This is a genomic window from Pseudomonas mucoides (assembly GCF_015461845.1).
Classification (GTDB): Bacteria; Pseudomonadota; Gammaproteobacteria; order Pseudomonadales; family Pseudomonadaceae; genus Aquipseudomonas; species Aquipseudomonas mucoides.
Window position 1 is genome coordinate 956,653 of the sequence record NZ_JACOPW010000002.1, and the last position, 19,071, is coordinate 975,723.

General features: G+C 60.7%; 14 protein-coding genes and 1 pseudogene. 11 read left to right on the forward strand and 4 right to left on the reverse strand.

Annotation, left to right across the window (positions count from 1 at the left end; translation table 11 throughout):
- The first annotated feature begins 1 nt into the window (after position 1).
- From H8F22_RS13110 to H8F22_RS13145, 8 genes are all read left to right on the forward strand, one after another.
- Positions 2-1,084 carry a glycosyltransferase gene (locus tag H8F22_RS13110; RefSeq protein WP_027924670.1) on the forward strand — a complete coding sequence of 361 codons (1,083 nt, stop codon included), beginning with the start codon at positions 2-4 and terminating at the stop codon, positions 1,082-1,084.
- Positions 1,081-2,193, forward strand: a complete 1,113-nt coding sequence (locus H8F22_RS13115) for a glycosyltransferase (protein ID WP_194940273.1) — start codon at positions 1,081-1,083, stop codon at positions 2,191-2,193. The genes H8F22_RS13110 and H8F22_RS13115 overlap by 4 nt, the downstream gene beginning before the upstream one ends.
- The gene (locus H8F22_RS13120; protein WP_027924672.1) at positions 2,190-3,503 is read left to right on the forward strand and encodes an O-antigen ligase family protein; all 1,314 of its coding nucleotides are present in this window, start codon (positions 2,190-2,192) and stop codon (positions 3,501-3,503) included. Before H8F22_RS13115 ends, H8F22_RS13120 begins: the two co-directional genes overlap by 4 nt.
- Positions 3,504-3,519: 16 nt before the next feature.
- Positions 3,520-4,473 (forward strand): glycosyltransferase family 2 protein, encoded by a 954-nt coding sequence (locus H8F22_RS13125; protein WP_194940274.1) that lies wholly within the window; start codon positions 3,520-3,522, stop codon positions 4,471-4,473.
- 13 nt (positions 4,474-4,486) lie between these two features.
- The gene (locus tag H8F22_RS13130) at positions 4,487-5,905 is read left to right on the forward strand and encodes an oligosaccharide flippase family protein (RefSeq protein ID WP_027924674.1); all 1,419 of its coding nucleotides are present in this window, start codon (positions 4,487-4,489) and stop codon (positions 5,903-5,905) included.
- A 29-nt stretch (positions 5,906-5,934) separates the two neighbouring features.
- On the forward strand, positions 5,935-6,990 hold the full coding sequence (galE, locus tag H8F22_RS13135; RefSeq protein ID WP_027924675.1) for a UDP-glucose 4-epimerase GalE: 1,056 nt from the start codon (positions 5,935-5,937) through the stop codon (positions 6,988-6,990).
- A 28-nt stretch (positions 6,991-7,018) separates the two neighbouring features.
- Positions 7,019-8,497 (forward strand): family 16 glycosylhydrolase, encoded by a 1,479-nt coding sequence (locus H8F22_RS13140; protein ID WP_194940275.1) that lies wholly within the window; start codon positions 7,019-7,021, stop codon positions 8,495-8,497.
- A 190-nt stretch (positions 8,498-8,687) separates the two neighbouring features.
- Positions 8,688-9,818 carry an acyltransferase family protein gene (locus H8F22_RS13145; RefSeq protein ID WP_194940276.1) on the forward strand — a complete coding sequence of 377 codons (1,131 nt, stop codon included), beginning with the start codon at positions 8,688-8,690 and terminating at the stop codon, positions 9,816-9,818.
- Here H8F22_RS13145 and treS read toward each other — a convergent pair.
- A complete protein-coding gene (gene treS / locus H8F22_RS13150; protein ID WP_059182715.1) occupies positions 9,796-11,862 on the reverse strand; it encodes a maltose alpha-D-glucosyltransferase in 2,067 nt (688 codons plus the stop codon). The two genes, H8F22_RS13145 and treS, sit on opposite strands and share 23 nt — an antisense overlap.
- Positions 11,863-12,092: 230 nt before the next feature.
- Between treS and H8F22_RS13155 the strand changes: the two genes are divergently transcribed.
- Positions 12,093-12,944 carry a hypothetical protein gene (locus H8F22_RS13155; protein WP_194940277.1) on the forward strand — a complete coding sequence of 284 codons (852 nt, stop codon included), beginning with the start codon at positions 12,093-12,095 and terminating at the stop codon, positions 12,942-12,944.
- 75 nt (positions 12,945-13,019) lie between these two features.
- Here H8F22_RS13155 and H8F22_RS13160 read toward each other — a convergent pair whose 3' ends face one another.
- Positions 13,020-14,348, reverse strand: a complete 1,329-nt coding sequence (locus H8F22_RS13160; RefSeq protein ID WP_194940278.1) for an MFS transporter — start codon at positions 14,346-14,348, stop codon at positions 13,020-13,022.
- A 128-nt stretch (positions 14,349-14,476) separates the two neighbouring features.
- On the opposite strand from H8F22_RS13160, the gene H8F22_RS13165 reads away from it, so the two are divergent.
- Positions 14,477-15,373 carry a LysR family transcriptional regulator gene (locus H8F22_RS13165; RefSeq protein ID WP_194940279.1) on the forward strand — a complete coding sequence of 299 codons (897 nt, stop codon included), beginning with the start codon at positions 14,477-14,479 and terminating at the stop codon, positions 15,371-15,373.
- A 66-nt stretch (positions 15,374-15,439) separates the two neighbouring features.
- The gene (gene ilvD, locus H8F22_RS13170) at positions 15,440-17,122 is read left to right on the forward strand and encodes a dihydroxy-acid dehydratase (protein WP_194940280.1); all 1,683 of its coding nucleotides are present in this window, start codon (positions 15,440-15,442) and stop codon (positions 17,120-17,122) included.
- A gap of 131 nt (positions 17,123-17,253) precedes the next feature.
- Here the strand turns inward: ilvD and H8F22_RS33050 are convergent, their stop codons facing one another.
- Both H8F22_RS33050 and H8F22_RS33055 read right to left on the reverse strand, forming a co-directional pair.
- Positions 17,254-18,117 carry a methyl-accepting chemotaxis protein gene (locus H8F22_RS33050; RefSeq protein WP_404942959.1) on the reverse strand — a complete coding sequence of 288 codons (864 nt, stop codon included), beginning with the start codon at positions 18,115-18,117 and terminating at the stop codon, positions 17,254-17,256.
- A pseudogene (locus H8F22_RS33055) lies at positions 18,112-18,867 on the reverse strand (MCP four helix bundle domain-containing protein); the annotation flags it as partial. The pseudogene H8F22_RS33055 and the gene H8F22_RS33050, both read right to left, overlap by 6 nt.
- Between the last annotated feature and the right edge of the window lie 204 nt (positions 18,868-19,071).

A 19,071-nucleotide genomic window follows, 5' to 3' on the forward strand; every position in this document is an offset into this window, starting at 1 on the left:
CATGCACATTCTGTTCATCCTCAAGGATTTCACTTCGGGCGGCGGTGTCGAGCGCGTTCAGCAGCGCTTGTCCGAGCAGTTTCTCAAGGACGGCCAACATGTGAGCTTCTTCGTCATCAACGGCGACACGCCCGACACTGAAGGCGTGCGAAGTCTTAATGACGGCGATGGCAGCGGTCTTTGGGGGATGCTCAAATCGATCGTCCAGTTACGCCGGCTGATTCACCGCGAAGGCATCACCCACCTCATTTCCGCCAAGGAGCAGGCCAACCTGTGCACGTGGTTCGCCACCCTCGGCAGCTCCTGCAAGGTGATCTATAGCCGTCACGCATCATTCGATTGCTCGGAACAGAAAACCGGCCCCACCAGCCTGCGCCTGCTCTACGCGCTGTACCTGTGTGGCAGCGGCAAGGTGGTGGCGGTGTCCACCGCGCTGCGCCAATCCCTGGCCGAGATGATGCCGTGGGGGCGGCAGCGCATCCGCTATTGCCCCAACGCGGTCATCACCGACCAGCTCCTGCGCGCCGCCAAGGGTCCGTTGCCCACCGAAGTTCCGCGCAATTACTGGCTGGGCCTGGGCCGGTTGGTCGAACCCAAAGGCTTTAACCTCCTGCTCGACGCCTACGCCATGGCCCTGCAAAGCGAGGCAGTGCCGGACCTGGTGATTGCGGGTGACGGTCCGTTGCGCGAAGCGCTGATCATTCAGGCAAACCGCCTGGGCATCGCGCACCGGGTGCATTTCACCGGGTTCCTGAGCAACCCCTATCCCCTGCTCAAACAGGCTCGACTGTTCATTCTCAGCTCGCTGCACGAAGGCATGCCGACCGTGCTGATCGAAGCCCTGGCGCTGGGTACGCCGGTGCTGGCGTGCGACTGCGAGACCGGGCCTCGGGAACTGCTGGACCACGGCCGACTCGGCCAACTGGTCAACGTCAACGACGTACCGGCGTTGGCCGAAGGCATGCTGCAAAGCCTGTTTTTGCAGGGTCAGGTGGCGATCAACGGGGAAATGATCAGTGACGCGATCCGCCAGTACACCAGCCAGGACGCCGCGCAGGCGTATTACCAGGTATGGAACCAATGAAAAAGCTGCTGATTATCCTCCACGACCTCAGCGCAGGCGGGGCGGAAAAAATGATGACGCGCCTGGCCGGTGCGCTGGTGGACGCGGGCAACGACGTCACCCTGCTGATGCTCACCGGCGGCGGCCTCAACGTGGCAAACCTCGACCCCCGAGTAAAAAAGGTTGAACTGGGCAGCCCGCGCAGTTCAAGGGCGGTGCCGGCGCTGGCGCGCTTCCTTCGGCAAAACCGTTTCGACGCACAACTGGCAGCGCTGACTCACGTCAACGTGGTGGCCATCGTTGCCGCCGCGCTGTCGGGGACGCTGGCCCGACTGCACGTCAGCGAGCGCAATGCGTTTTCTCACGACAAGCACGTCAACCCCGACCTCATGGTACGGATCGCCTACCGCGTAGCGCCGCTGCTGTATCGACTGATTCCCAACCCGGTGATTTGCGTGTCGCGAGGCGTCGCCCAGGACCTGATCGACACGACTATTGCGCGCCGACAGGACGTGACCATTGCCGACAACCCGGTGCTCGACAACGACTTTCGCGACAAACCGCCACGCCCGTCCAGCCACCGCTGGCTGCTGGAAGCGTCGAGCCCGGTCATTGTCGCCGTGGGCCGCCTGGCACCGCAAAAAGGTTTCGACACCTTGATCACCGCGTTCGCCGCGCTGCCCAATCGCAGTGCGCGCCTGATCATTTTTGGCGAAGGCGTACTGCGCGATCGTTTGCTGGCGCAGGCACGCAAACTGGGTGTGGAGCATCGGGTCGACCTGCCGGGTTACACCCATGACCCGATGGCGGAAGTGGCCGCGGCCGATTGCTTCGTGTTGTCGTCGCGTTTCGAAGGCAGCCCGAACGCGCTGGTCGAAGCTTTGTCCACCGGCACGCGGGTGGTCTCGACCCGGTGCCCCCATGGCCCGCAAGACATCCTGATCAATGGCGTCGTCGCCCCCCTCGTGGCGGTCGACGACCCGATTGCCCTGTCGCAGGCGATTGCCCTGCAACTCACCACTCCACGCGATGTACACCGCCAGGCCCGCCTCGATGCGGCGGCCCGGTTCATGAACGCCAGCGCGGTGAAAACCTACCTCACCGCCCTGCTCGGGAGCCCCTCGCCATGAACAGACTGGAGATCCGCCATTCCACCCTGCGTGACGGTTTCACCTTGTTCGGCGTGCTGTTTTACATCCAGGTGATTTCCTTTGTCCTTGGTTTGGGCAGCGCCTCGAGTTTCGACGACATCGACAAAGACCTCGAAGGCAACGTGACCAACCAGGTCTGCGGTTTGATCACGCTGCTGGTGCCGTTGTTTTTCTTCATCCGCAACAAGGTGTTCCTCAGTAAAAGCTTTTACCGGGGCAACTTCTTTCTGCTGCTGTTCATGCTCTGCGTGATCGCCTCCATCGGCTGGTCCTTCGACCCGATGCTGAGCCTCAAGCGGTTTGTCGCGATGATCAGCGTGGTGTTTTTTGCAGGCTTCATTGCCTACAACTACAGCCTCGAAAAAATCACCTTCATGCTCGGCTGCGCCATTGGCGCGGCGGCGTTGATCGGCTTGATCCTGGCGCTGGTGATGCCCAGTGCCGCGTTCGTTTCCGGCGGCATTCGCGAAGGCGCGTTCAAGGGGATTTTCATGGAGAAGAATGCCGGCGCACGGATCAACGCCATCGCGATCCTGTTGCTGCTGCCGATGATTCGTCAGCGCAACCGCTGGGCACTGTTCTGTTCGTTCTTCTCGCTGATTGCGATCCTGCTCGCCCAATCTGCGACCGGTGTGGTGCTGGTCGTTGCCGGCACCATCAGCTACTGGTATTTCCTGACGCTGATCCGTCTGCGCATGAACCGATCGCAGCTGTTGTTCCTCGGCTGCACCCTCGTCTACCTGCTGGGCTGCCTGTTTCTCTACAGCAACTTTGCGGTGGTCCTGGAAATGGCCGGTCGCGACCCGTCACTCACCGACCGCACGATGATCTGGGAGCTGCTCGGGCCGTTTGTCGACGATCAGTACCTCAAGGGCTACGGCTTCGGCGCCTTCTGGTCGAGCCCCGATGCTGCCGCGTTCATCAAGCGTTGGGGGTACATCGGCAACGCCCACAGCGGCTACATGGAGACGCTGCTCAATGGCGGCATCATCCAGCTGGCCGCGCTGGCTCTGCTGCTCGCTGAAGCGCTGCTTAAACAGTACCGGGCCGTGACGGCGAACCAGTCTGCGCAGTTTCGCGCCAGCGCCTTGGTGATCATCGGTCTGTTCATCGTCACCAACTACGTGGCGTACGTGATTCCCAACTACCGCTCCGCCGAGTTCCTGGTGTTCTGCACCCTGGCCCTGTCCTTCCGGCATCACCACGCGACCTGTCCCGAGTTGTCACCGTCACCCGTGCGTCAGCGTCGATCTGGCCAAGCATTCCCGCGCGATTCAGCCAACGCGTAAAAAAGGAGAATCACCCGTGTCAGACCAAACCCCGTCTTTACCGCATTCAGTGTGTGTCGTGATCCCGATGTACAACGGCGCCGACAGCATTGAGCAAACGCTGACGTCCCTGGCCGGGCAAACCCGACTGCCCGACCACGTCATCGTCGTCGACGACGGTTCCTCCGATGACGGGCCACAACGGGTCAAAGCCTTCGCGGCGCCGTTTCGCCTGACGCTGCTGCACCAGGCCAACGAAGGCCAGGCCAGCGCCCGCAACCACGGTCTGCGGCATTCTGAAGAGACGTTTGTCGCGTTTCTCGATGCCGATGACCAGTTCCGTCCGCAAAAGCTGGAGCTGCAACTGGCCCTGTATGACGAACTCAGTCGTCAAGGCCGGCCGGTGGGGCTGATCGACTGCTACACGCAGGTCAATTACAGCGACGGCAGGCGGCAACTGGACAATCTGCGCAAGAACGGCCGGCATTTCTACGATTTCATCCACGCCAACGTCCTCAATGGCGTATCCACCGCGCTGGTCAAGCGCGACGTGATCATGCAATACGGCGGCTTCGATGCCAGCCTGCGTTACTCCGAAGACCGCTTCATGTGGACCCGGATCGCCGAACACTGGGAGATCCACACGGTGCCGCAGGTGGTGCTGGAGCGCACGGTCAATGGCAACAACATGACCGCGCAACCGAAGAAGTACTACCCGAACAAAATCAGGTTCATCGAGGTGTACCTCGCCCGCTACGGCGCGCAGTTGACCAAGCAGCAACGGATCGATTTCGTGCTGGGCAACCACACTGACTTTCTCAATGCCTTTTCCCGCAAAGGCGAGTATGCCGACGTGATCGGCGTCTACCGGCGAATGCTGGACTATTCCTGGCAAACGCTGATCTTCGCCAGCGGCAAACCAACCTTGCGCTACCTCAATGCCTGCGCCCGCTCATGGCGCAAGGCAACGGCGTCAACCACCGCTCATTGAACCGGTATCCGCCATGGCCAATCATCGCCTGATGACATTGATCTGGATCTTCACCGAGAAATTCGGCCTGATCTTCCTGTCGATGATTACCTTTGTCGTGTATGCCCGGCTGCTGTCGCCCGCCGAGCTGGGTGTGGGCACGGTGATCATTGCCATCGTCGAGTTGATCGGCCTGGTGTATTCATCGGTACTGGAAGACCCGCTGGTGCGACTCGAACGGCTGGAGGACAACCACATCTCCACGGCCTTCTGGGCGGCGGTACTCGTCAGCCTGGTGTCCATCGTCATCATCTCGGGGGCGGCAGCTCTGTATACGCCCGACCCGGTGCTGCAATGGATGACGGCGGTGGCCTCGGTGAAAATCCTGTTCACCATGATGGCGCGAGTCTATGTGGCGCAAATGCGCCGTAGCGGCGACTTCAAGACGTTGGCGTCGCGCACACTGCTGGGCAAAGTGTGTGGTGGCGTCGGCGGCGTCGCTGTCGCGCTTTTGGGGTTGGGGGCCTGGGCGGTCATTGCCCAGGCACTGATCATGGAGTTCGTGTCCATCATCGTATTGATGCGCGCCGACCCGCGACGCATTGCCTTTCATATTGACGGCCCGTTCTTGCGCGAACTGTTGAAGGCCGGTGCACCGGTAGCCGTCAACGCACTGAGTTCGCAAACGCTGCAGCGCGGGGTCAATGTGGTGCTGGGCATGACGGCCGGCGCCAACGCGGTCGGCATGTTCAACATGGCAATGCGCATCATTGAGCTGCCACGCACGGCGATTTACAACGGCCTGCTGAGCTACGCGCTGCCGGTGTTCGCCCGGCGCAGCGCCGATCCATCACGGTTGCGCGCGATCATCGGTGATTCGACCGCCGTCAGCGGTTTCCTGCTGACGCCCTTGTTCATCGGCATCGCACTCACCGCGCACGACGTGATCCTGTTGATCTTCGGCGCCAAATGGACCGAGGCCATTCCCCTGTTGCAGGTGCTGGCGTGCACGGCAGCCATTGGCAATGTCGCCATGTACGCCACCACTGCGCTGGTCGCGGTCAATCGCAGTCACCTGACCATCAAGGCCGAAGTGGCAACCACCGTACTGGCACTGGCGCTGGTCTATGGCTTCGGCAGTCTCTATGGCGGCATGGCCGCCGCCCTGGCATTACTGGCCCGGATGGTGATCATCACGCCGTTGCAGATCCGTGGCTTGAACAGCGCCATCGGCTATGGCTGGCGGCTGTTTTTCGACACCAACTATCGCAGTGTGATTGCCTCGCTCGTCATGGCCGCGATCGTTCTCCTTGTTTCTTCTCGATCGGGTTTCGAAGGTTACTTGCACCTGATCTGCAGCATCGTGGCCGGCGCGCTGAGCTATGCCGTGGCGTATAGCCTCATGCACCCGCGCTGGCCGCAAGAATTCAAATCGGTATTCACCGCCCGCTGAATTCAGTCCCAAAACAGGAACACCTCACCATGCGCAAAACTACGCTGATCACCGGCGGAGCGGGCTACATCGGCTCGCATACCGCCCTGGCACTCATCAACGCCGGACACCGTGTGCTGATACTCGACAACCTGTGCAACAGCTGCCGAGAGTGCATCGCGCGCCTTGAGCTACTGACCCACACCCGAGTTGATTTCATCAATGGCGACATGGGCGACCCTATCTTGCTCGAGCAGATTTTCAGTCGTTACGACATCGACGCCGTGGTGCATTTTGCGAGTCTCAAATCCGTGGAAGAAAGCGTCCGAAAGCCACTGGACTATTACGCCAACAACGTCGCCGGGACGCTCAATCTGTGCCAGGCGATGCTGCGCCATGAAGTGTTCAACCTGGTGTTCAGCTCGTCGGCCACGGTGTATGGCGACCCCACGCAAATACCGATTGCCGAAGACCTCGGCACAGGCAAACCGGTCAATCCCTACGGCCGGACCAAGCTGATGATCGAAGAGCTGCTGACCGACCTGTGCCACTCCGATTCGCGCTGGAACATCGCCTTGCTACGCTACTTCAACCCGATTGGCGCGCACGAAAGCGGGATGCTCGGCGAAGATCCCAAGGGCCGACCCAACAACCTGTTGCCGTGCCTGACGCAGGTCGCGATTGGACGGATGCCCGAACTCACGGTGTACGGCAGCGACTATCCCACCGTGGACGGCACGTGCGTGCGCGACTACATCCATGTGGTCGACCTGGCCAATGGTCACCTCAAAGCGCTGCAGGTATTGCAAGACATGGGCGGCATTCACTGCTGGAACCTCGGCACCGGCATCGGCTACAGCGTGCTCCAGATCATCCACAGTTTCGAAGACGTGACCGGCATTGCCATTCCGTACCGCATCGCCCCGCGCCGCCCCGGAGATATCGCCCAATGCTGGGCCGACCCGAGCCGGGCTGGACGGGATCTGGGCTGGAGCGCGCAACGCAATCTGGATCAGATGATGGAGGATTCCTGGCGTTGGCAGTCGTGCAATCCGCAGGGCTATCAATCCTCATTCGACGTCCCGGCATTGACGGCGGTGAAGTAAGCCGTCGTTCCAACGGCAAGGAAAACACATGCTCAGAGACTGTCTGTGGGTACTGCTGTTGTCGGTTTCGCTGGCGTGCAGCGCCGCGCCAGCGCCCTCCCGTCCGCCCGCCTCCGGGCTGGTGCTGTGGCTGGACGCGGCCGATGCGTCGAGCATGAGTATCGATGCTCAGGACCGCCTCGAGCACTGGAACGACAAGTCCGGCAAATCCAACCACGCCACGGTCGACGATGCCATTGCGTCCTCGCGTCCGCAGCGCGTGGCCAACGCCCTGAACGGAAACGCGGTGGTGCGTTTCACTGGCGCTTCGGCGTTGCTGGGCAAAACCATCCGCGCCGACAAGGGCCCGGCAACCCTGCTGATCGTCTCCCGCCGGCAGCCCGAACAGACTCCGGCAGACCCGTGGCAGCGGCTGTTCAGCTCGCGCCCGAACAGCGTCGATAACGACAATGTGCTGCCGAACTTCGCCATCAGCCTGCGACAGGCAGACGCCTACGCGCCGACCTTTTCCGTCCTCGAACTTCAGGACGTGCCCATCGGCCCCTACGCGGTCGGGCGCAACGTAGTCGGTAACGCCGATAATTTCAAAGGCGATATCGCGGAAGTGCTGGTGTACGACCGCCCGTTCGCCTCCCTTGCGCAGCAACAGGAGGCATATCAATACCTGGCGAATAAGTGGTCGATTGCCGTTCCCAGGCAGGCTGATACCTGGACCCGGGTCGGACCGTTGGGCACGTTGCCAAAACCCCTCGACGCCAGCTTGCCCCTGTCCGATCAGGCCAATGCTGGCAACTGGATATTCGACGGCAACCTGTCCGATGACTTCAATGGCGACGTTCTCGACCCCGTGCGCTGGCACGTCAACAATGCCCAGGGGAATGAATCCCTGGGCCGCAAGCCGGCACTGTTCAAGCCGGCCAATGCGTTCGTGGCCAACGGCAACCTGAACATCGTCTTTCGCAAGGAAGCCTTGCCACAGAAGTACGTGGACCTGGGTTTCAAGGACTATTCCTCCGCCATGGTGCGCACGGTCGACCGCGGTTTTTACGGTTACTATGAGGCACGCGCCAAACCCATGGACTCGGCAGGTTCCAGCGCCTTCTGGCTGGCCTGGACCGGCATGGAAGACAACGCCACCGAAATCGACATCTTCGAAATCGGTGGCAAGACCAAAAACGCGGCCTTCGACCGGCTGTACAACATGAACGCCCACGTATGGGCCACCCCGCAAAGCACCGAACATATCGCCAACGGCAGCAACTGGGTCAGCCCCTGGCGCCTGGCGAGTACGTTTCATGTCTATGGCTTCGACTGGCAGCCCGACAGCCTGCGCTGGTACGTCGATGGCGTGCTGGTCCGGGAATCGAAAAATGCCAATTTCTTCTTTCCGATGCAGATCGTCTTCGACAGTGAGGCCATGTGGCAATGGTTCGGCGTGGTCGACGATGCTGACTTGCCCTCTACCTTCAGGGTCGATTACGTCAAGGTGTGGCAACGCAGCCAGTAGCGTTTCTCAATCATGGATCAGCCCGTCAGGTGCCTCCGATTAGCCCTGAACTTTCGATCGAGCAGTCGAGTCGACAGAATTCCAGCCCGTCCGCACGCCCGATCATTCCCGCGCACGGCCGCACTGGGTCAGCGTTCAATCGACAGGGACGTCAGTCGTCAATCAGCGCCAATCCATCTGGAGTGTGTACGTGATCAAACGCCGGCTGAATGAACTGGATTTGCTGCGTTTTCTGGCAGCGCTCGCCGTGGTGTTTTTTCACTATGCTTTTCGCGGGTATGCAAAAGGCGACATGTCTGAAATGCCCTATCCGCTGTTGGCAGAGCCTGCCAAATACGGTTACTTGGGCGTCGAACTGTTTTTTATGATCAGCGGATTCGTCATTCTGATGACCGCGTCGGGCAATAATCTAAGAGCGTTTTTCATCTCCCGCGCCATTCGCCTCTACCCTGCTTTCTGGGTGTGCTGCACCCTGACTTTTCTAGTCACGCTGGCCATCGGACAGCCGCGCTACAGCGCTGGTATTTATCAATACATTATTAACATGACGTTGCTGGGCGACTTTGTGGGCGTCGAGCCGATAGACGGCGTGTACTGGTCGCTGTTTGTAGAAATAAAGTTCTACCTGATGATCTCCATTCTCCTGGCCTTCAAGAAAATAGAAAAAATAGAAACCTTTCTTGTGTGCTGGCTACTGATCTCTGCCGGTGCCGAAGTCTTCACCTTTGAAAAGTTGCGCTCGACATTAATTACCGACTACGCCGCCTATTTCATCGCGGGTGCGACGTTCTACATGATCTGGGCCAAGGGGTTCACCAAAAGACGCGTGCTGCTCCTGGCGGGCGCGTTGGCATTGGCCTGCTTCACCGCCGTCGTATGGGCCGAATTGCTCGAAACCAAATACCCAACCGACTTCGATCCGCTGATCGTCTGCAGCATGATCATCCTGTTTTTCATGACGTTCCTCCTGGTGGCAACCAACAAGACAGCAGCCGTAGGAGCCTTCAACTGGACGGCATTAGGTGCGCTGACTTACCCGCTATACCTGCTGCATCAAATGATCGGCTTCATGATCTTCAACATCGCCTATCCGGCGGTAAACCCGCACGTCCTGCTCTGGGGCACTATCGCGTTGATGATCGGTGCGTCTCATGTCATCCACACAAAAATAGAAACCCCCATTGCCAGGCACTTTAAAAAAGCCCTGTCATTCTCCTTCAAGCGTGTCGAGGCGAATAAGCCAAGGTATCTGCGGCCGGTTGAGCGTCAAGCGGACGCAAAACCGACCGAGCCAATCCCTAAATCATCGGCGAAGCACTGACCACCCGCAGCGCCAATCCTTCGAACGCATCCAGCGTGATGGTGAATTCCCCTTCAGGCGTCAGGTCCCCTTCCACCCGCTCATTGATGATGTCGACCACCGGTCCCGGCGCAATGTTGGGCAGGTGCAGGGTTTCAGTGATCGGCGTGGAGCCGAAGTTCAGCGCAGTGATTTGCGTGCCTTTGCCGGCCGGTAATTCGTGGACCATGACCAGCAGCCCCGGATGCTCGACATCCGGAATCAGGATCTGCCGACTGGCGGCAATGTCGTAGGCGCGGCGTGCAGCGAGGATTCGTTTGAGTTGCGAGACGAACGAATCCGGATCCTTCAATTGGCTGGTCAGGCTGCCATACAACGTCTTCGGTCGCGGCATCTGCCCGGCCGAGAGTTCTGCTTCGGGGTTGAGGTCGACCAGATCATAAGCGCCGCGATGAATCCACCGGGTGTCGCCGTCGTGCATCAAATGCGCGACCTGTTCGGCCGGCAATGGCAGCGCACCGACCAGATCCCATCCAGACAACGCGAATACGCCGGGCTGCATCGCGTTGTACATCACCAACAGCAAATGCACCTGACGAATCTGCTGGATGTCCTCGGCGGTGATCGCGTCGAGATCACGAATCCCCAGCGCGGCCGTGATGATGCTGGCGGTGGTGCAGGACACACCGTTGGTGACGAACTTCAGATTGTACGGCGCGTGTTCCCCGGCCAGGCGTTCATACATCTGCTCGCGAATGTGCTCGCGCAGGATGTTGCCGGGGAAGGTCTGGCCCTGATAGAGGAAGTTATCGTGGGCGTGCAGCGTCCAGAAATGCACCAGTTCCAGGGTCAGTTCGTCGTGGTTTTGCAACGCGTGGATCAACGAACCGGGGTCGATACCGAGGGTGTGCATCTGCCGCAGCATCAGGCGCAGGAACTCGGTATCGCCCATCAGCAGCGCATGCTGGTAGGCCGGTCGGGTGATGAAATCGTATGAAAGATCCGCGCCGCCGTGGGACATGGCGGCGATGTCGTCGACGGTCAGGTTGAGCTCCTGAAAACTGAAGCCGCCCGCCTTGCGGATCGCCCCGGCCAGCAACTGATTGCCGGTGATCGACAGCGGATGGCTTTCCGACCAGGCGGTGCCGTCGAGTTTGCGTTCGACGCCGAGAAAACCGTTGGCATCCAGACGCAGGATCTTGGCGCCCATCACGTCGATGGCGTGCAGCGCGTCGCCGATGATCATCTGCTGCGCGGCGAAGGTTGGGTCCAGCCAGTTCAGCGAGGGCTGCCCTTCCTTGAAGTAATGCAAATAGACCCAGCGGCGCGGCTTGCCGTCGACGCCCACCACAACCGGTGTCGCGCTCCAGTCAGTTTCCTTGACCCCAGGCTCGAAAAAAATTACTCGCTGCAACTGGCCGACGATGTAGTGCTTGTCGCGGAGCACGTCAACCTGCAACGGGCTGAGGTTTTGCGCATCGCGGCCCTCAGCGATGTCGGGCAGCAGCGGCCAGTCTTCTTCGCGGATTTCCACCATGTGGTAGAGGCCGGGATAGTCCTCATACGCCATCTCGGCCAAACGGAAGTCTGCGCCTTTGCCGGTGTGCGACGGGATCACGTCATCGATGATCACCGCGTTGTGCGCGGCGGCCATGCGCACCAGCGCCTGCAACTGCGCCTCGGTGCCCAGTTGCGGGTCGATGTCGAAACTGATGCGGTCGAAATTGCCGTCAATCGTCGGCGTGCGTTCGGTGCCCGTCAGGCCGCCGGACATTTTCAGCGGGCCATTGTGAATGCCCTGAATGCCGATTCTCGACAGCGCATGCCACAAGGTTTCATCGCCCAGGGCTTCCAGCACGGTGCCGTTCTCCCGGGTGACGATGGACGCCGGGTACGCCGTGAACCACACCGACGCCAACGCCGACGCATCGCGCGGCCGGGTATGCGCATAGGGTTGTTGCCACAAGCGGCCCTGCCCGGAATAGAGCCTGGCCCGCTGCCGGGCGGCGTGCAGCATGGATTGTTCAACCAGCCAGATCACATGGTTCTTGTCCGCTGCGGTCATAAAAACAATCACCTGTCATTGAAGTCAGAGGCGCGAGGCCCGTGTTCATAGGGCGTCGCTCGTTTTTATATGAGGCCCTGTGGCGGGATTCGTTGCATTGACCGGCGAACGCTTTCAAGTAGGAGGTATCGCCGCCGATACAATGAAAGCGTCATGGATACGGCGTACGGTGTCCGGCATCGAGCGTCTTATCGCTCTCACTTGCGAGCGTTCCTCGCCAAGGAAGCACAATGATCACTGTTTCAACTTCAACGAATGCGGCGATGTCAGCCTACGCGGCGGCCGTCGATTCCAAGTCTGCCACTGCCCGGCAGCCGGTCGCTCAAGACGACACGGCGCAGGCCAAGGCCTCAAACACCGATTCGGTGAGCCTCTCCAGCACCTCCACCGATTACAGCAGCTCGATCGTCGGCAATGCGCCGTACTTTCCGGTGCGCGTGGGGATGAATGCCGATGCGCTGGTGTTGGGTGCGTCCAAGCCCGGTGCGATCTCCAGCTCCAAGGACAAGACCTTCCCGGAAGTCGCCGCCGATGCGCGCAAGCGCATGGATGAAAAATACGCGCAGATGACCGCCAGCGGCAAGCCGTACGCCAAGACCGATGAAGACCGTAACGCGCTGTTCGGCGACCTCGATCGACGCTCGCTGAACGCCGTCGCCACCAATGAAGGCGGCAAGTTCACCGCGGATGAACAAGCCTCGGCCCAGGCCTTGATGCGCCAGCAGGGCCGTCTCGCCACCGGTTATTACAGCGGCCCGGCGGATCAGGAAAAAAACTGGAAAGACCCGTTTGCCAACGACCCGGTCGCCCGCGCCCATGCGGCCCTGGATTTTCTCGACAACATGAGCCCCGAGGAAAAGAACACGCCGCAATGGCTGACCCAGCACTTGTCGCTGGAAGCGGCGTTGAACCAGGGTGGTGGTTCGGATCCGACCGAGAAAAAGTCCGGGCATTTTCACAACCTGGCTGAAATTCTCGCGGGTGTGGTGACGGATGGGTCGGACCAGAAAAAAGCCGACGATGGCAAAACTGACGATCCGGCCGCCCTGATCCTGGCCAAGCTTCAAACACAGGTTTCCTGAGCCCCTCGCACCGCCGCAGTCCCTTGTGGGTGCGAGCTTGCTCGCTCCCACAAGGGACTGCGGCGGCTGCAATATTCAGGCAGCGGCGAGTTGGCGTTTGCGGGCAGGCAATGCAATAACCAGCGCCAGGACAATCAACCCCGCCGCCACCGCAAACGTCACCCGCATGCCATTACCGGCAAACACCGCCCCCATCGCCGAGGCCCCCGTGATCAACCCCAGATTGCGCGACAGACTGAGCAGCCCGGCAATCACCCCGCGCTGATCGGCGCTGACACCGGTCATGATCAAGGTGTTATTCGCCGCCTGAAACAGCGCATAACTGGCCGTGATCACCGCGATGGGAACGACGTAGCCAGGCACACCAAAACCCACCGGCATAATCGCCAACACCCCGGCGCCCAACGCCATGGTGACCAGCCCGAACACCATCATGCGCTGCCCCCCGAATCGATCCACCAGACGCCCCGCCGGCACCCCGCCCAGCGCCGCCACCAGCGGACCGACCGACAAGGTTAACCCGACCAGCGCGGCGTTCAGCCCCAGCGTACCCGAGAGATAAAACGGCCCCACCACCAGTGTCGACATCATCACCGTCGACACCAAGGCGCTCATGGCCAGGCTCGCACTCAGCCCACGTTCACGGAACATCGCCAGCTTGATGAGGGGCGACGTGGATCTCGCCTCGACCCACAGGAAAACCCCACCACCGATACCAGCAATCAGCAGCACCCACCCTTCACCCAACGTCATGGCCAGCGCATACGCACCGAGCGTCAGCGCCAACAGCAGCGTCCCGGGGAAGTCGAAAGCGCTACGCCGAGCTACCGGCCGATCTGCCGGCAAACAGCGGTAAGCGAGTACAACATTCAAAACACCCAACGGCACGTTGACCAGAAAAATCGTCTGCCAGCCGAACCCGGAAATCAGCACACCGCCCAACGAAGGACCCAGCGTGGTGCCCATCGCCGACATCGTCCCCAGCAAGCCCATGGCGTTGCCGGTTTGCGCTTTCGGCACCGTATCCGCGACAAACGCCACGGTCAGCGCCAACATGATCGCCGCGCCCAGACCTTGCACGGCACGGGCCGCCACCAGCCAGCCCAGCGAAGGCGCGAGCCCACAGGCCAGCGAAGCCAGGGTGAAAATGACGATCCCACCCAACAACAAGCGTTTGCGCCCGATCAAGTCACCGAGCCGCCCGACGCTGACAATCAACGTCGTGATCGCCAGCAGATACGCCAGGACAATCCATTGCACATCTTGAAACGCTGCATCAAAGGTCTGAGCCAACGTCGGCAATCCGGCATTGGCGATGCTGGTGTCGAGGGAAGGCATCAACATTGACAGCGAAAGGCTGGCAAGCGCCCAGCGGACCGGGGTGGATGGCGTGAGGGTTTTCATGGGCAGGCCCCTTCTGAAAGATTGGCTTTCAGCGTAAGCGCGCTGCTGGCATGGCGGAAGACGCAGCGTTTGCACTTGATACCTGCACACAACGCCATGCCACCGCCAAGTCGTGCTAACGTTCAGCCATGACCACGCCCGATCTGAACCTGCTGATTACCCTTGATGCCTTGCTCGCCGAAGGCAGTGTGGCGCGCGCCGCTCAACGCTTGCGCCTGAGCCCGTCGGCGATGAGCCGTGCGCTGGCGCGCTTGCGCGAAACCACCGGCGACCCGCTGCTGGTGCGCGCCGGCCGTGGGCTGGTGCCGACACCGCGAGCGCTGGAACTGCGCGAACAAGTCAGCCAATTGGTGCAGCACGCCGAAGCGGTACTGCGCCCCGCCGAGCAACTCGACCTCAAGCACCTGACCCGAACCTTCACCCTGCGCACCAGCGACGGCTTCGTCGAAAACTTCGGCCCGGCACTCATCGCCCGTCTCAGCGAGCAAGCGCCCGGCGTGCGTTTGCACTTCCTGCAGAAACTCAACAAGGACAGCGCGCTGCTGCGCGATGGAAGCGTCGATCTGGAAACCGGCGTGGTCGGCGACACCACCAGCCCCGAAGTGCGCACCCGTGCGTTGTTTCAGGACCGCTTTATCGGCGTGACGTGCGCCGGACATGGGTTGAGCGAAGGCGAGATCACGCCCGCCCGTTACGCCTCTGGCCGGCACATTCTGGTCTCGCGTCGTGGGCGGGACCGCGGGCCGATGGATGAGGCGTTGCAATCACTGGGGCTGGAGCGAGACATTGTCACCATCGTCGGCGGTTTTTCCGCGGCACTGGCACTGGCCCGCGCCTCGGACCTGATCGCGACCGTCCCCGAACGGCACACGCAAAACCTGCGCGCGGGGTTGCACAGTTTTTCCCTGCCGATCCCGACGCCGCCGATCACGATCTCCATGCTCTGGCACCCGCGCATGGATGCGGACTCGGCGCATCGGTGGTTGCGCGACTGCGTTCGTGAGGTGTGCGCGCAGGGGAACTGATTTTTGCCGCACCCGGGTCTAGACTTCAATCCTTGCCGATACGGTCTGCTGATGTGAGCAAAAGTCATGAGCGACAAAGACGATCTGCGCAAATACTCCTCCCAGGTCATCGACGGCGTCGAAGCCGCGCCCGCCCGCGCCATGCTGCGCGCCGTGGGTTTCACCGATGCCGACTTCAAGAAGCCACAGATCGGCATCGCGTCCACCTGGGCGATGGTCACGCCGTGCAACATGCACATCGACAAGCTTGCCCTTGAGGCCGAAAAAGGCGCCAACGCGGCGGGCGCCAAAGGCGTCATTTTCAACACCATCACCATTTCCGACGGCATCGCCAACGGCACCGAAGGCATGAAGTATTCGCTGGTGTCGCGGGAGGTGATCGCCGATTCGATTGAGGTGGTGGTCGGTTGCGAAGGCTTTGACGGGCTGGTGACCGTCGGCGGTTGTGACAAGAACATGCCGGGCTGCCTGATCGGCATGGCGCGGCTCAACCGTCCGTCGATTTTCGTGTATGGCGGCACGATTCGACCCGGCGCGGGCCATACCGACATCATTTCCGTGTTCGAGGCCGTGGGCCAGCATGCACGGGGGGATATCAGCGAGATCCAGGTCAAGCAGATTGAAGAAGTGGCGATTCCCGGTCCCGGTTCCTGCGGTGGGATGTACACGGCCAACACCATGGCCTCGGCCATTGAAGCGTTGGGCATGAGTTTGCCCGGTTCCAGTTCTCAGGACGCGGTCGGCACTGACAAGGCCTCAGACAGTTTTCGCGCCGGCCAGCAAGTGATGGAGCTGCTCAAGCTGGACCTCAAACCCCGCGACATCATGACCCGCCAGGCCTTTGAAAATGCGATCCGCGTGGTCATCGCCCTCGCCGGCTCGACCAATGCCGTGTTGCACCTGCTGGCCATGGCGAATGCCGTGGATGTTGACCTGACCCTGGACGACTTCGTCGAGCTGGGCAAAGTGTCGCCAGTGGTGGCCGATCTGCGCCCCAGCGGCAAATACATGATGAGTGAACTGGTGGCCATTGGCGGTATCCAGCCGCTGATGAAACGCATGCTCGCCGCCGGCATGCTGCACGGTGATGTGCTGACGGTGACTGGCAAGACCCTGGCGGACAACCTCAAAGACGTGCCCGACTATCCCGAAGGCCAGGACGTGATCCTGCCCTTCGACACGCCGATCAAGAAGGACTCGCACCTGGTGGTGCTGCACGGCAACCTCTCACCCACCGGCGCCGTGGCCAAGATCACCGGCAAGGAAGGTTTGCGCTTTGAAGGCACGGCGCGGGTTTATCACGGAGAGGAAGGCGCGCTGGCGGGGATTCTCAATGGCGAGGTCAAGGCGGGCGATGTGATCGTGATCCGCTACGAAGGGCCCAAGGGCGGTCCGGGTATGCGCGAGATGCTGTCGCCCACTTCGGCGGTGATGGGTAAAGGCTTGGGCAAGGAAGTCGCGTTGATTACAGATGGGCGTTTTTCGGGTGGCTCGCACGGTTTTGTCGTGGGGCATATCACGCCGGAGGCCTTTGAGGGTGGGCCGATTGCGTTAGTTGAGAATGGCGACAGGATCACCATTGACGCCGAAACCCGGCTGATTACAGTGGATGTTTCCGATGCCGTGTTGGCCGAGCGTAAGACCCGTTGGGTGCGGCCGGCGTCCAAGTACAAGCGTGGGGTGTTGGCGAAGTATGCCAAAACCGTGTCGAGCGCTTCGGAAGGGGCTGTGACGGATAAGTATCTTTAAGGCTTTGGATTTGTTTTGTTTGGGCTATTGCCATCGCGAGCAGGCTCACTCCTACATTGGATCTCGGGCGTTTACAAAACCCATGTAGGAGTGAGCCTGCTCGCGATGGCGTCTATACAGACACCATCAATTCAAAGCCTGAACCGATCCACCGACTGCGACAGTTTCCCCGCCAGACTCGACAACTCATCGGTCGTCGACGCCGTCTGCCCAATCACCTTGCTATTGCCTTCCGACATCCCCGCAATCATGTCCACCTGATGCGCGATTTCGTTGCTGGCCAGGCTTTGCTCGCCGATGGTGCGGGTAATGTCGTTGACCAGTTGCGTGGTGCTCAGTGTCGCGTCGAGGATTTCACGAATCGCCCGTTCAACATCGGCGGTCACGGCCATGCCTTTGTCGACCTGCGCCACGCCCGCTTCCATGCTGGTTACCGCTTCGCGGGTGCTTTGCTGGATGCGCGCGACCATGCTGGCAATTTCCTGAGTGGAGGCGCTGGTGCGGCCGGCGAGGTTGCGCACCTCGTCGGCGACCACGGCAAAGCCACGGCCCTGCTCACCGGCACGGGCGGCTTCGATGGCGGCGTTCAACGCCAACAGATTGGTCTGGTCAGCGATGCCCTTGATCACCTGAATGATGTTGAAAATCCCTTCCGACTCCTTGTCCAGCGTACGAATCACCTGAGCCGACTGCTGCGCGGAACGGGCGATGCCGTCCATGTCTTCGACAACCTGATGGATCACCCGACCGCCATCCTTGGCCAGTGACTCGGCCTGGTTAGCCATGTCCAGCGCGCGTTCGGCGTGGCGGGTGATTTCCTCAATGCTGGCGGTCATTTCGCTGGCGGCGGCGGCCATGGTGCTGGCGGCGGCGCTTTGCTGCTGACTGCTGTCAGCGACCTGATGGCAACCGCTGCTGAGTTGATCACTCATGCCGCTGACGCCATGGGCATTGCTGCGTACCACTTCGATCATACCCCGCAGATCGCGCTGCATGGTCGCCAGGCTGCGGATCAACGCGCTGGCTTCGTCCTTTTGTGTCGGCTCGACAATCGGTTCGCTCAAGTTGCCGTGGGCGATGCTTTGGGCAATCCGGCTGGCGGTCTGCAACGGCCCCATGATGCTCAGAATCACCCAGCGCCCCTGAATCAACAGCAACACCAGGCTGGCGATCAGCACCACGCCGAGGGTGAAGTTGGCGCTGTGGATGACTTGCGCCGTGCCTTGGCTGGTCTGCTGCGTGTTGGTTTCGATCAACTCGCTGAGGGCCGCCATCTGGTCTTCCAGTTGGCTGAACGCGGTATTGAAAGTGCCCAGTTCCTTTTGCGCAGCTTCAGGATTTTCCAGCGCCAGGCCAACGATACGCTCGGCGGCGCTGATGTAGGTGTCGAGGCTCGGTTTGACCTTGTTCAGCGCGGTCTTGAGAGTGTCGTTGACCGGCAGCTTGAGGTTCTCACCCAGCACGTCACGAAAATGCTTCGCGTGCTCCTCGATGGAACTGTGGACGTCAGCCTTGCTGCTGGTGCTTTTGCCCAAGCCCACCAGCATCGCCGACAGCACGTCAGCGCGCAGGGCGTCGTGCATCATGTCGGCTTCGAGGTGATTGCGCAGCGCCGTCATGCTGACCTCGCTTTCGTTCACTGCGTCAGCCATCTGTGTGTTGCCCACGTAACTGACCAGGCTGACGATCAGCGCGGTCAGCAAACTGGTGCCAATCAACAAGAGTAAACGGAGTTTTATAGACATGGTGCAGCCCTCTGTTGGCACGTCGGCATTATGAAAACGCTATCGACTGCAAACGCCACATATTTAAGGCAGGACCGGCACTTTTCGCATTTTGCGACACGCGGTAGGCAACGCCGCTGTTTTTTGCGCCCCTCCTTCCTGAACCTAGTCTCAAAACCCCAGTCATACAGGCGCCTTGAAATCCCACTTACCGTCGTCTCTGAT